Source organism: Vibrio sp. T11.5, from assembly GCF_027587155.1.
Lineage (GTDB): Bacteria > Pseudomonadota > Gammaproteobacteria > Enterobacterales > Vibrionaceae > Vibrio > Vibrio neptunius.
In genome coordinates, this window is record NZ_JAPPTP010000012.1 from 129,456 (window position 1) to 143,101 (window position 13,646).

At 43.9% G+C, this 13,646-nt stretch carries 11 protein-coding genes and 1 other annotated feature; of the genes, 4 read left to right on the forward strand and 7 right to left on the reverse strand.

From position 1 onward, the window contains the following. Positions 1-3 precede the first annotated feature (3 nt). Positions 4-300 carry a trp operon repressor gene (gene trpR, locus OH455_RS13830; RefSeq protein ID WP_045975329.1) on the forward strand — a complete coding sequence of 99 codons (297 nt, stop codon included), beginning with the start codon at positions 4-6 and terminating at the stop codon, positions 298-300. A gap of 22 nt (positions 301-322) precedes the next feature. Here trpR and yjjX read toward each other — a convergent pair whose 3' ends face one another. The 7 genes from yjjX to OH455_RS13865 form a co-directional block, all read right to left on the reverse strand. Then, entirely contained in the window at positions 323-859 is a 537-nt protein-coding gene (yjjX, locus tag OH455_RS13835; protein WP_269981797.1) for an inosine/xanthosine triphosphatase, read from the reverse strand. Then, on the reverse strand, positions 825-3,170 hold the full coding sequence (locus OH455_RS13840) for a putative bifunctional diguanylate cyclase/phosphodiesterase (RefSeq protein WP_269981798.1): 2,346 nt from the start codon (positions 3,168-3,170) through the stop codon (positions 825-827). Before OH455_RS13840 ends, yjjX begins: the two co-directional genes overlap by 35 nt. Then, on the reverse strand, positions 3,154-4,197 hold the full coding sequence (locus OH455_RS13845; RefSeq protein ID WP_269981799.1) for a polyamine ABC transporter substrate-binding protein: 1,044 nt from the start codon (positions 4,195-4,197) through the stop codon (positions 3,154-3,156). Before OH455_RS13845 ends, OH455_RS13840 begins: the two co-directional genes overlap by 17 nt. Positions 4,198-4,363: 166 nt before the next feature. Further along, positions 4,364-5,542: a prephenate dehydratase gene (pheA, locus tag OH455_RS13850; protein ID WP_269981800.1), complete on the reverse strand. Its 1,179-nt coding sequence runs from the start codon at positions 5,540-5,542 to the stop codon at positions 4,364-4,366. A gap of 13 nt (positions 5,543-5,555) precedes the next feature. Then, positions 5,556-5,677: a sequence feature (Phe leader region), on the reverse strand. A 129-nt stretch (positions 5,678-5,806) separates the two neighbouring features. Next, entirely contained in the window at positions 5,807-6,136 is a 330-nt protein-coding gene (gene hpf, locus OH455_RS13855) for a ribosome hibernation-promoting factor, HPF/YfiA family (protein WP_045975324.1), read from the reverse strand. 341 nt (positions 6,137-6,477) lie between these two features. Further along, positions 6,478-7,923 carry a lytic transglycosylase F gene (locus OH455_RS13860; protein ID WP_269981801.1) on the reverse strand — a complete coding sequence of 482 codons (1,446 nt, stop codon included), beginning with the start codon at positions 7,921-7,923 and terminating at the stop codon, positions 6,478-6,480. A 110-nt stretch (positions 7,924-8,033) separates the two neighbouring features. Further along, the gene (locus OH455_RS13865; protein WP_206369872.1) at positions 8,034-8,759 is read right to left on the reverse strand and encodes an outer membrane protein assembly factor BamD; all 726 of its coding nucleotides are present in this window, start codon (positions 8,757-8,759) and stop codon (positions 8,034-8,036) included. A gap of 130 nt (positions 8,760-8,889) precedes the next feature. On the opposite strand from OH455_RS13865, the gene rluD reads away from it, so the two are divergent. The 3 genes from rluD (at position 8,890) to clpB (ending at position 13,286) form a co-directional block, all read left to right on the forward strand. Continuing rightward, entirely contained in the window at positions 8,890-9,870 is a 981-nt protein-coding gene (rluD, locus tag OH455_RS13870; protein ID WP_206375934.1) for a 23S rRNA pseudouridine(1911/1915/1917) synthase RluD, read from the forward strand. A gap of 1 nt (position 9,871) precedes the next feature. Next, positions 9,872-10,600 carry a peptidoglycan editing factor PgeF gene (gene pgeF, locus OH455_RS13875; RefSeq protein WP_206369873.1) on the forward strand — a complete coding sequence of 243 codons (729 nt, stop codon included), beginning with the start codon at positions 9,872-9,874 and terminating at the stop codon, positions 10,598-10,600. A 112-nt stretch (positions 10,601-10,712) separates the two neighbouring features. After that, positions 10,713-13,286: an ATP-dependent chaperone ClpB gene (gene clpB, locus OH455_RS13880; RefSeq protein ID WP_269981802.1), complete on the forward strand. Its 2,574-nt coding sequence runs from the start codon at positions 10,713-10,715 to the stop codon at positions 13,284-13,286. Positions 13,287-13,646 lie beyond the last annotated feature (360 nt).

Genomic DNA, 13,646 nt, shown 5'->3' on the forward strand with positions numbered 1-13,646 from the left:
CAAATGGCAACACAACCTGAGTACACCGACTGGCAACAGATCTTAGATTTGATTAAAACGAGCAGCGAGTCCAACCAACACGAAATGTTGTTGACCATGCTGCTCACACCCGATGAGCGTGAATCTTTGATCGCAAGGGTCAATATATGCCGTGAACTGCTTAAAGGTGAACTGTCTCAGCGACAAATCAGTCAGATGTTAGGGGTGGGTGTCGCAACTATAACTCGCGGATCTAATGAACTGAAGTCAAAGAGTGAAGCAGAAAAGGCTGATATCTCAGCCTTACTTGAACCTAAATAAAGGTGCCCTCGGCACCTTTATTTTATTCGAGGTTAGCGGGGAAATGTTCTGGATTGGTAAACGGAATTAATGCCAATATCAAGGCCTGATGATACACACTGCTGCGCGTCAATTGGTCTTGGGTCAGCAAGCTAATAGCACCACCCTTTTGCTTAATGTTCTCAGTGCCAAACACTTCGTCCATCACATCACCCAACTCATTAGCTTTAGTTAGTTTTTCAATCACAGCGGGTGGCAACATTAAGCTAGCAGACCGAGACTCTCCTCGTTGTGTCTCGGATTCAATTACCATCCATGCAAACGTGACATTACTTTCAATACCAGCCTCTAAACCCACATAGTAGTCGCCATTAGGGTAGGACATCTTAGCGTTGCGCACTCGGTTTAGCGCACCGGTATGCGTTTCCTCATTGCACATTGGTTGATCGGCTACTTCACTAGCGACATTCACACCGACAAACTCAAACGTTTTTGAGTTAAAGGCTGCCTGAAATGCGCTTTTGACAGCATTGATTTTGGCTGGGTTAAGCGAAGCGACAATAACTTTCTTCACCGACATGTTGATTTCCTTGTGTGAATAAATCGAGGTGTTTGAGCTCATGCAGTGAAATAGGGGGAGAAAGGAAATACCCTTGCATGTAATCGCATTGATTCTCCGCCAGCCATTGGTGCATTTCCTGTGACTCTATGCCTTCAGCGGTTACTATCATTGATTGTGAGTGACACAAATCCACCAGTGGTTTCACCACCTTCTGATTGTTGGTTTTGATCAGCGCGGTAAGAAACTCACGGTCGAGCTTAATTTTCTGTACCGGATATTCTACAAGCTGAGAGATAGATGTATAGCCGGAACCAAAATCATCAATCGCTAGCTTAAAGCCCATCAATGATAGTTCATGTAACAATGAGTAGCTTTGTGAGTCTGTGGCAAAGGTTTCTGTTATCTCAAAATCGACTAAGCCGGGGACGACATCAAACTGCTTGGCGGCGTGTTGTATGTCTCGCGCGAGCTGCAAGGAGTCGAGCTCCGCAGAAGAGAGATTGATTGACAACTGAATCGGATGATCAAAACAGCTTTGTAGTGTCACAAAATCTTTAAACGCTTGAAGTATGACCCAGCGATCAATCTTACCAAACAGACCAGTTTTTTCTGAGATAGGGATAAATTCTCCAGGATTTACCTTGCCCATTTTAGGTGAATCCCAGCGCAACAGAGCTTCGACGCCCACAATGGTCTTACCTGAACGGTCAAAATAAGGCTGGTACATCAAATGAAATTCATTGTCGAATTCACCATTTCTCAATGCTCGCTCAATCTGGGTACGGCGGCGAACAATTTGATCCAGTGCTTGTGAATATCGTGCGACCTGATTTTTTCCTGCACGTTTGGCCTGATACATGGCGGTGTCAGCATTAGACAGCAGCTTAGCTAAGTCCTGTCCGTCTTGAGGGTAGCTCGCGACACCGATACTGGCAGTGATAGGAAAGCTACCCAGAGGTGAACACTGAGGGTCTTGAATAGGTTCCAAAACCGCTTGGGCGATCTTGTCTGGGTAATTATTCTCGCATGCGGACGCTATGAAAATGGCAAATTCATCGCCAGACAATCTTGAAGCGATACACTTGACGCCATAAGACAATTCATACTGATGACAGATTTCACGGATATGGTCGGCGAATTTTACCAGCAACGAGTCACCTAGGTGATGTCCGTATTTGTCATTAACGTACTTAAAGTTATCCAAGTCGATATACAGGATCCAAGCGTGGGTGTGGAGTAATTTGTTGGCAATTGTACGTTCGACATAAACTTGAAACTGATGGCGATTGGCCAGTTGTGTTAGATGGTCGTTCTCCGCCATGGCTTTGGTTTTTTGATAACTTGAATTGAGCTCTTTGTACATGTCATAAAAACGAGCGGATAAACGACCAATTTCGTCATCGCTGCTGAGTCGTTCAATGTTATGACGCCTATGTTGCTCGACTTGCTGAAGTTGGTGTTCAAGGCGAGTAATTGGGCTGATGACGCGACGATGGAGCAAAAATAGTAGGATCAGGATTGTGGCTACAGTGGAAGCGCCAAAGAACAACAACAGCCTTTGTTCTATCTTGTGTAGCTTTTCGTCCAGTAGATATTGGGCAGGATCCAACACCGCATAAAGGTTTGGTTTGAGTTCAACTGAATGGGTTAATCCTGATTTAATGATCGGTTGGTCAGCGAAAAATATGCTGCTGTCATTGTCGAATTCGAGAATGTGTTTAAGTTGATCAAATTTATCCAAAGATAGATACACTACGATAAAAAAGACTTGGTCGGTATTGTAGCTAAGTGGAGAGATCAGCGTATTGGTATCGAGGACATCGTAGCGTACTAAAATGCTCTGTCCTTGGTGGTTTTGCGTGAATCCAGTGTAGGACGTATTACCCGTACGGCGATAGGTTCGATCGACAAAACGGAATACATTCTGGTCGAGCTTAGAAAAAGGATCGGACTGGTTATCAGCATAGAACTGCGGAGCGCGATTATGATTCAGAATCGCGACAGCAATATCGTTTTGCTTATTCGCTTGAAGATTCTCAATCGTCGTCTGCAGGTTGTCGATCAGCTCCATCTCCCTATACGGGTTAGCCTGCTGACCAAAGTAATGACGGATAATGTCACTCTTTGTTAAGGTCAGGGAATAGCTGTTCAGTAGAGCCACTGATTGACGAAAGTGGCCTGCGAGCTTTTCCATCGTTAATTGAAGGTAGCTGTTTTCGCGTTTAATTAACGCATCTTTTTGGTTGTTATATATGCCGTAGCTAGAAAACGCAGCACTGGTTAGGATGACTGGGGAAACTAGCAACAGAACTCTAGTACTGAGCTTCATGACGTTTCAGAATGCGATTTATTATTTTTGCTCGTAAGCTGATATTGGATGCCGAGAGTTCGCTATCTACGCGCCCTTGCTCGACTCGCTGTTGTTCTGGAAACAATGATGCATCATCTAGATACCAATCAGGCATCTGTTTTAACGCCGTTAAGTTTGGCGTTGCAGCTTTGATGTCTGTTGCATTTGTTGCAGCAATAGTGGGATCCATAAGGTACTCAAGGAAAGCTTTCGCGCTTCCCTTATTAGTTGAATGACTACTGACCGCCAGACAATCAACCCATAAAAACAACTCACCTTCAGGAACGATGAAGTCCCAATGATTATCTGTGTAGTAGCGGTTTAATGAATATTGGTCACCACTATAAGCTAGAGCCATTGCCAGCTTTTCAGCATTCCTATTACTGCGGATGTAGCTGAGTATGTACTCGTAGGTGAGTACTTTAGCGCTGAAAGATTGCAATTCGGGGTAGGCTTGCTGGAAGAGCGATTCTTGTTCTTCTATTGGAGAGATCCCCAAGCTATAAAATACCGGCAGAAAGCTTTCAACGCTGTCGTTGATCATCCCAATACGCCCTTCCAGAACTTTTGGTGGATGGACAAATTCTTGCCAGCTGGTTGGGGGCCTTTTCACTATGTCTTTACGATAGGCAATGCCCACTGTTCCCCAAAAGTAAGGGACGGCGTATTCACCACAGGCCTGGAGCCATTTTTCGTCGTTATGATGACGATTTTTCAGCTGGGTAAGATTTTCAAACGAGCCTAAACGTCCATATATCTGTGCTGAAACATTATCTAAAACCACGAGATCAAAAGGTAACTGAATACCTTTCATCATCAACAAGCTACGTTCATCGTCATTGTCAAAATGGGATAGCTTCAGCGGAGTACCTGTGCTCGATTGCCAACTTTCAATGACATTCGGTGAGAGCGTATCTTCCCACATGTAGACATTGAGCGGAGGATTAGCGTGAGTAGAAAAACTCGGCATAAAAAGTGCGAAGGTAAGTAGAAATAGTGATTTCATATCAACTAGAAAGTGGCCTTTTGACCCATGAATGGATAACGCCTATCAGAGTGATATGTTAAAAGGACTGACACACACCTAATATGCAACTAACAAGCGGAATATTAGGTGCATTTATAATTAGTGTCAGTCCTTGTAAGTAATTTATTTGATCTGCATTGTTTAATTACTGAAGTTTCACTGTTGTTGGTTTGACATTTTCGCTTGGGTAACAACCCAAAACTTTTAAATGTTTAGTCAGTTTTGTTAGCTCGTTCAGAGCTTGCTGCATCTCTTCGGATTCAAGGTGAGATTCGAGATCAACATAAAACATTTCTTCCCAAGGGTTCCCCATAATTGGACGCGATTCCAATTTGTTGATGTTGATTCCGTACTTTTGTAGCACGAGTAAAGTTGCGACTAAAGAGCCGGCGTCTTGGGAGGTTGACATGATGAGTGTCGTTTTTGCTGGGATCTGGCTGGAAACCTCCACGGGTTTGCGTGCTACTATGATGAAACGGGTGTGGTTCTCAGTTTGGTTAGCAATATTGCCTTGGATCGACTGTAAACCATAGAGTTTACCACTTGAAGCATTACCAATCGCGGCAACATCGCGGCGACCCATTTCCTTAACCTTCTGCATTGCATCGGCAGTGCTGGCACAAGACTCCAGTGTGACGCCTTTCATTCGGCTTAGGAATTCACTGCATTGTTGATGAGGTTGTGGGTGTGAGTAGAGGGTTTTGATCTCTTCTAAACGAATATCCGAAGTTGCAACTAAGCAATGTTCAATTGGTAGGGTCATTTCACCAACGATATACAGTGTAGTATGTTGCAGCAGATCGTATACTTCATTGATTGAACCGGAGCTAGTGTTTTCAATCGGCAGTACGCCATAATCGGCATGACCAGATTCAACCGTCTGTGTCACCTCTTTGAAGTGCTCGCAATTGAGCTCTATCAGCTCTGTGTTTTTGCGGCTGAAATACTCACGGCTAGCGAGGTGGGAGTATGATCCTTTAGAACCAAGGAAGGCCACTCGAGCCAGCGGTTTGCGGCTCAACTCAGGATTGGCGAGATTCTGCAGGTAAGATTGTTGTAGCAAAACAGAGTCTTCAATAATAGTGTGGAATAGCTTGGTAATATACTGAGCATCGAGTTCATACTTGCTATGACCAGCGTTAATCAGTTTCACCAATAACTGTTGTTCTCGACTTGCGTCACGAACTGGTTTAGATGTCTGAACTTTACTCTTTGCCACTTCGATACTCATTTTTCTTCGTTCTGATAAGAGCTTCAACAGTTCGTCATCCAGCTCATTTAAACGTAAGCGAATTTCATCGAGTGAGTATTTTTGTTCGGTCATCCTGCATTCCTTCATAAAAAAAGCCTCCCTTTTGGGAGGCTTCCTGTTCGTTTTTGACTTTTCTTTCGAAAACGAGAGAGCCTCCAAGCTTAGTGGAGAAAAAAGAAGTCAAAAAAGAACAGAGTGTTGTGGGTCATAGAACGTTACTTTTATTGTGATGCTGCCAACACAATAAGCAACCGTTTAGTGAGCGTCAAGTAAAAAAATAGCGCCTTCTGGCGCTATTTTTTAAATCCTCAGTAACTCATTAATATGAGTTAACTATTATTCGCTTTCTATCTCTTCAAGCTCCGGTTTCTCTGTACGTCGTGCTTCAGGCTTGTGGCGAAGTTTGTTGAGCTGACGTTCTAGTTTTTGCTCTACTTCATTGATCGCAATATAAAGATCTTCGTTGGTTGCAGACGCCACAAGCTGACCTTTAGGGACGGTGATAACAGCTTCAAATTTCTTCTGTTTGTTTGGCTCCTCACAGAAGCTTGCCTGACATCCGATGATGTCTACTTGCCATTTTTCCAGCTTTTTAAATTTGCTCTCAATATGGGCTCGGATTGCAGAGGTGGTTTCGATGTTTTTACCAGTGATGTTTACTTTCATAGATGTTTTCCTCTGTTGCATCCCTTATGGGTTAACTCCAGATTACTCGCCCAAGTTTAAAATAATGTGATATATATCACTTTTCTGGTGGTGTGTTTTTAGATTGAAATTAAACGTGATCTATCTCAAATACTTGGTTTATTTGGCGCTGAAAAAGCTTGTACCCAAAAAAAATATCGCTAGATTGAGAGAGACAACATACTAAAAATCATCTGCTTTTTAGGGCACTTGCTCGACCTGATAAAAACTTGTGGTCAATTGTTGCTCAACTACCTGTGTGACTCTCTTCCCATTCCCCTTTATAGTTTTCAGGCCCTCTTTTTGAGTATATTTCCCCTGCGTTACTTATCGATACTAGGAACGAAGAGATCTGGTATGCCTTTGCTAGTGGATTGAAGTTTACGTTGCTCTTTTAGTGCGTTGAGCTGCTTGTAAATGACAAAATACCGATTGATGTTGGAGACATAGTGAACTGGCTCACGACCAATATTACGTCTTGCCATGATCTCAACATGCCGGAACCATCGATTTGGATCATAGCCATGCTGCTTGGCCAAATTACGCATCTTACGAATATTAGCAGGGCCAGCGTTGTAAGCGGCAAGGGAAAAATAAACCTGATTGTCGGGCGTGATGTCATCATCACTAAAATAGCGGTCCTTGAGAAAACGCATGTATTTCACGCCCGCATGGATATTGTTATCGACTTGATAAATATTGGGTATGGCGACATTAGGATCCATAGCGGTACTCGGCAACACCTGCATAACACCCACTGCACCTTTGTGTGATACTTTGCTCTGATCTAAGCCCGATTCTTGAAAACCTTGCGCTGAGATCATTAGTGGGTCAAAGTCATATTGTTCGGAATAATTGGCAAAGATGCCTGATAACGAGTCAAGGCGGCCAATATGATCAGGGTGGAGAATACGTTTCAACCAGCCTGTTTTGTCGAGATATTTGCCATAAATGACGTTACCCAACAAAGTGCCTGATCGAGTTTTCCTTAGATATTGGTTTACGAATGACTGTAAATGAGGGCTGTTTTTTCGCATTGCCCAAGCAATTTTACCATCCACTCTGATAGGTGCTTGATCGTGTAAGAGTATGTTATCCATAACCTTAAGCCAGAGTTCGGCTTTATGGCTGTCTAGAACAGTAGCATTAATATGACCTTTATTGACAAGTTCAATAATTTCAATATCTTGAAGAGTTTCTTCAACAAAGCGAATAGTGACAGGCTGTAAATCATGTACATCAAGCATTTGATTGACTTTTTGTAAGCTTTCAAAGTAACTGGAGCTGGCTCTAACCCAGATTTCTTGGCCACTGATTTCTTTCAACTCTGTAATTGGCGGGACGTTAGTATCATGAGTGATTAACAGTTCACGCACTCCCTGCAAAACTGGAATGCTGAAATCGACATATTTTGAACGATAGGAAGTCATTGTCAGATTGGCGACAATCAGATCTCCGAAGCCTTTTTCCAGAGAAGGGAGAAGTTCATCTCGATGGACAGGGATGATCTGTAGGTTAAAGTAAGATGAACGTTGTCTTAGTTCTTTTTCAAAGTGGTATAACAATTCAGCGAGAATACCTTTTGGTTTACCATCCTCAATATAGTAAAAGCCAAGATCCGCTGAAACGAGAACTCGTATCGCTCCTTTCCTTTCAAGTTCGTCCAGATCGCCAAAATAAGGATCTTTTTTCAATGGTGATAATGACAGCGCGTCGGCATGTTGCGGTATGGCGACGAACAAGATCAGAAACAAGACAATTTTGCTCATGAAATACCCTCGAAAGACCATCTTTTAAAGGTAGTTCTTAATAACTCTATCATCAAAGTAGGCAAAAAAAACGCCTCAATAAAGAGGCGTTTATTCTCATTTATAAACCGTTACTGAGGGTTTAGCCTGATAAGTTGCTCGGTATGTTTAGCTGGATCGGCCAAACCAAGCTTTTCGTAAGCCTCGAGTTGAATCTCAAGTGATTTGCGTGCTGCTTCTGTATCTGGGTAAGTTTTTTGTAATTCTTGTGTTCGATTGATGGCTGCTATCCAAGCTTCACGACGCAGATAGAAGTCAGCTGTTGCTAGATCGTATTCAGCCAAACGATTTTTCAGGGCAAACATACGTTTTTGAGCATCTTCTGCATAAGGGCTATTTGGATGGCGCTCTAGTAATTTTTTGAAGTCAGCAAAGGCTTTTTTGACGGGTTCAGGATCTCGATCACTTCGATCAACATTAAATAGGTCATGCATAAAGTTACGATCTTGTGCCATATGAGTTAGGCCACGCATGTACAAAACCCAGTCTAGCTTTTCGTGAGTTGGGTTGAGGCGAGAGAAACGTTCAATAGTTGCAAGGCCAAGCGCTAAATCGTCGTTTTTGTAGTAAGCATAAATTAGATCCAGCTGAACTTGCTCAGAATAAGCACCGAATGGGTAGCGAGAGTCCAGTGCTTCTAACTTATTGATAGCTGTTAACCAATTGCCACTTTGCAGCGATACCTGTGCTTCTGAGTAGAGTTCTGATGGCGGTACATCCGGAACGATTTCTTCGCTGCTAGAACAGCCAACCAAAACGGACAGTGCCAATAAGCCAGATAAAGTATGCTTTTTCATGTCAGGATTCGATTCCTTGAGATAAATATTTTTTGCGCTTCCGTTACTTTCTTGCCGGTAGCAGATACAATGGAGCGATATTCTTCCACACTAGTGACAATTAGTCTCACAGTTTTTAAAAAAGTTCGATATGGCTCAGCAGATTGAATTAACAAATACAGTAAAAGATAGCCAACTAGGCCAACGTCTAGACCAAGCTATCGCAGAATTATTCGCTGACTTTTCTCGCTCGCGCTTAAAGGAATGGTTGCTTGGCGGTAAAGTTAAAGTTAATGGTGAAGTGATCACAAAACCTCGCACCAAGGTTATGGGTGGCGAGGAAATTATCCTTCAAGCAGAACTGGAAGATGAAGAGCGCTGGGAAGCACAAGATATTCCTCTTGATATCGTATATGAAGACGATGACATCCTAGTGATCAATAAACCTCGTGGTTTTGTTGTACACCCAGGGGCAGGTACACCAGATGGCACAGTGCTGAATGCGCTGTTACACCATTATCCAAGTATCGCTGAAGTGCCACGAGCGGGTATTGTGCATCGTCTCGATAAAGATACAACGGGCCTAATGGTGGTGGCCAAAACGGTGCCAGCCCAAACTCGTTTAGTGCGTGCTCTACAGAAAAAGCGTAACTTCGTACGTGAGTACGAAGCTATCGCGATTGGCCGTATGACGGCTGGCGGACGAGTAGAACAGCCGATTGGCCGCCACTCAACGAAGCGTACTTTGATGGCGGTTAGTCCAATGGGTAAGCCTGCGGTGACGCACTACCGAGTTGCGGAACATTTCCGTGAACACACTCGTATTCGCTTACGACTTGAAACCGGGCGTACTCACCAGATCCGTGTGCACATGTCTTACCTTCAGCATCCTTTGTTAGGTGATTCTGCTTATGGTGGTCGCGCGCGAATTCCTTCTGGTGCTTCAGAAGAACTGGCGGAAATGATTCGTAAGTTTGATCGTCAAGCGCTTCATGCTGTGATGCTAAAGTTTGATCATCCGGTGACCGGAGAAGAGTTGGAGTTCCACGCGCCAGTACCGGATGACATTGTCGAAATGGCCGAAGCACTTCGCCAAGATACGCAACAACACGGATTAGAAGACGAATTCTAAGATGGATATTATCATCCCTAACTGGCCTGCACCGAGCCATGTTAAAGCTTTTGCTTCGACTCGACACCAAGGCTTTTCTTCTGGTGTTTATCAAGGGTTAAACCTTGGCGCACATGTTGGGGATGAACTTGCGATTATTGAAAAGAACCGTCAATGGTTAACGCAGCAATCCCAGATGCCGACGGCACCAATCTGGCTTAATCAGACACACTCTACACTTGTATTGGAAGCTGACAGACCAACGCAAAACGTACTGGATGCTGATGGCCTCTTTACTCAGCAAATAGGAGTAGTGTGTTCTGCTATGACCGCTGATTGTTTACCCGTTTTGTTGACCAATACCGCTGGTACACAAGTGGCAGCGGTTCATGCTGGCTGGCGCGGTTTGGCCGATGGGATTGTCGAAAATGCGGTCGCGAAATTTGATGGACAGGTAATGGCTTGGATTGGCCCTGCAATCGGTGCTTCTGCATTTGAGGTTGGTCAGGACGTTTTGGATGCATTCACCTCGTTCGACGCTGAGGCTAAAAAAGCATTTGTGCCACGTAAAAATCCGGGGAAATGGCTAGCAGATATGAACATGCTTGTTACTCAGCGCTTGAATCACGTCGGTGTGACTGACGTTTATTACAGTGAACTGTGTACTTATCTCAATCCGAAGCGCTTCTTTTCTTATCGTCGAGATGGGGTTACTGGGAGGCAAGCAACGTTTATATGGTTGGAAAAGTAAAGCCCAGAATTGCTGAGGAAACTTAGCCCTCTCCCCTTGAAAATCGATTCTTGCGTATCCATCTCTCATACTGACTATAAGAGTATTCTCCGTTAAGGTTAGGAAGGTAGGTATGCGTCTCGACAGATTCACAAGCAAATTTCAAATAGCGATATCTGACGCACAATCACTCGCGCTGGGGCGCGATCACCAATACATCGAACCAGTGCACTTGATGGTGGCGCTGATGGATCAAAATGGCAGTCCTATTAGGCCATTACTGACTATGCTCGATGTCGACGTTACTCACTTACGCTCTAAGCTGAGTGAAATCCTTGATCGTTTACCCAAAGTCAGTGGTATCGGTGGTGACGTTCAGTTATCCAGTTCGATGGGCACGCTTTTCAATTTGTGTGACAAAGTCGCGCAAAAGCGTCAGGACGCCTACATTTCTTCCGAAATTTTCCTTCTTGCAGCCATTGAAGATCGTGGACCACTCGGTGAGCTTTTAAAAGAGTTAGGTTTAACCGAAGCCAGATTGAGTGATGCCATTGATAAAATTCGTGGCGGGCAAAAAGTGAATGATCAAAACGCTGAAGAGTTACGACAAGCTCTGGAAAAATTCACCATCGATCTCACCGAACGAGCTGAACAAGGTAAATTGGACCCGGTCATTGGCCGTGATGACGAGATCCGCCGCACGATTCAAGTACTGCAACGTCGAACTAAGAATAACCCAGTAATTATCGGTGAACCGGGTGTAGGTAAAACCGCAATTGTTGAAGGGTTAGCGCAGCGCATTATAAATAATGAAGTTCCTGAAGGTTTACGTAACAAACGAGTTCTGTCACTTGATATGGGCGCTTTAGTTGCTGGAGCTAAATATCGTGGTGAATTTGAAGAGCGATTGAAATCGGTTCTTAATGAGCTGTCTAAAGAAGAAGGCAGTGTCATTCTCTTTATTGATGAGATTCATACCATGGTTGGTGCAGGCAAAGGTGAAGGATCCATGGATGCCGGCAATATGCTCAAACCCGCCTTGGCACGTGGAGAGCTTCACTGCGTTGGTGCAACAACATTAGACGAATATCGCCAATATATTGAAAAAGATCCTGCATTAGAGCGCCGTTTTCAAAAAGTGCTGGTGGATGAGCCTTCAGTCGAAGATACGGTGGCGATATTACGTGGATTGAAAGAGCGCTATGAGTTGCACCACCATGTAGAAATCACCGATCCTGCAATTGTCGCTGCGGCGAGTTTATCTCATCGTTATATTTCTGACCGGCAGCTGCCCGATAAAGCGATTGACTTGATTGATGAGGCGGCATCAAGCATCCGCATGCAGATCGATTCCAAACCTGAATCCCTCGACAAGCTGGAGCGTAAAATTATCCAGCTTAAAATTGAACAACAGGCGTTGACCAATGAACACGATGAGGCGAGTGAGAAACGTCTAAGCAACCTTAATGAAGAGCTGGAAGATAAAGAGCGAGCATTTGCCGAACTTGAAGAAGTGTGGAACGCAGAAAAAGCGTCCTTATCGGGTACGCAGCACATTAAGAGCGAATTAGAACAGGCTCGAATGGATATGGAGTTTGCTCGTCGAGCTGGTGACCTCAACCGTATGTCTGAACTTCAGTATGGTCGTATTCCTGAATTGGAAAAGCAACTTGATTTGGCTACCCAAGCTGAGATGCAGGAAATGACCTTGTTACGTAACAAAGTCACAGACAATGAGATTGCTGATGTATTGTCTAAGCAAACTGGTATCCCTGTTTCCAAAATGCTAGAAGCGGAAAAAGAAAAGCTACTTCGTATGGAAGAGGTGCTACACGCTCGTGTTATTGGTCAGACTGAAGCTGTAGAAGTTGTTTCAAATGCTATTCGCCGAAGCAGAGCAGGACTTTCGGATCCCAATAAACCGATAGGTTCCTTTTTATTCTTGGGTCCGACAGGTGTTGGTAAAACGGAATTGTGCAAAACGCTGGCAAGCTTTATGTTCGACAGTGAAGACGCCATGGTTCGAATTGATATGTCCGAGTTTATGGAAAAACATTCAGTCGCTCGGCTGGTAGGGGCTCCTCCGGGGTATGTTGGCTATGAAGAAGGTGGATACCTGACGGAAGCTGTACGCAGAAAACCTTACTCCGTGATCTTGTTAGACGAAGTTGAAAAAGCGCATCCAGATGTGTTCAACATTCTGTTGCAAGTGCTTGATGATGGCCGTTTAACTGATGGCCAAGGTCGTACTGTCGACTTCCGCAATACGGTTGTCATCATGACATCCAACTTAGGTTCGGCGAGAATTCAGGAAAACTTTGGTTCTTTGGATTATCAAGGTATGAAAGAGCAGGTGATGGAAGTCGTTAACAAACATTTCCGTCCGGAATTTCTAAATCGTGTTGATGAAAGTGTTGTTTTCCATCCACTTGGTCAGGAACACATTAAGTCAATAGCATCTATTCAGTTACAAAGACTGTCCAAGCGTATGGAAGAAAGAGGCTACGCGTTAGAGGTGTCAGATAAGGCGCTCGATCTGATTGCGCAAGTTGGCTTCGATCCGGTTTATGGCGCTCGACCTCTGAAAAGGGCAATCCAGCAAAGTGTCGAAAATCCACTGGCTAAGGCAATATTGGCAGGGAAAGTCGTGCCAGACAAACCAGTAAAGCTATTGGTGAGCAAAGATCAGATCATTGCCCATCAATAATAATTATGGATAAAAGGGCTATTGAGAGCCCTTTTTGCTTTTATTTACATCGTTTTGATTAAATTGCGAGCGAACAAAGTAAAAAGTATAGATTTTTTCCATTTACCCCTTGTACTGTCGAATGAACTCCCTATAATGCGCCCTCGTTGTCACGGGATGCTAAACAAATCTCGTCGACAAAAAGACGGAGTAAAGTTAATCATTTAACTTTAAGAGAAATAACAAAAAAAGTGTTTGACACTATGAGTTATATCGCTAAAATGGCCGTCCGTTTTGAGTGAAGCTCGAAGCAAAGTTCTTTAACAATATAAACCTATCAATCTGTGTGGGCACTCGTTGATGATAATCCAATTAGATACT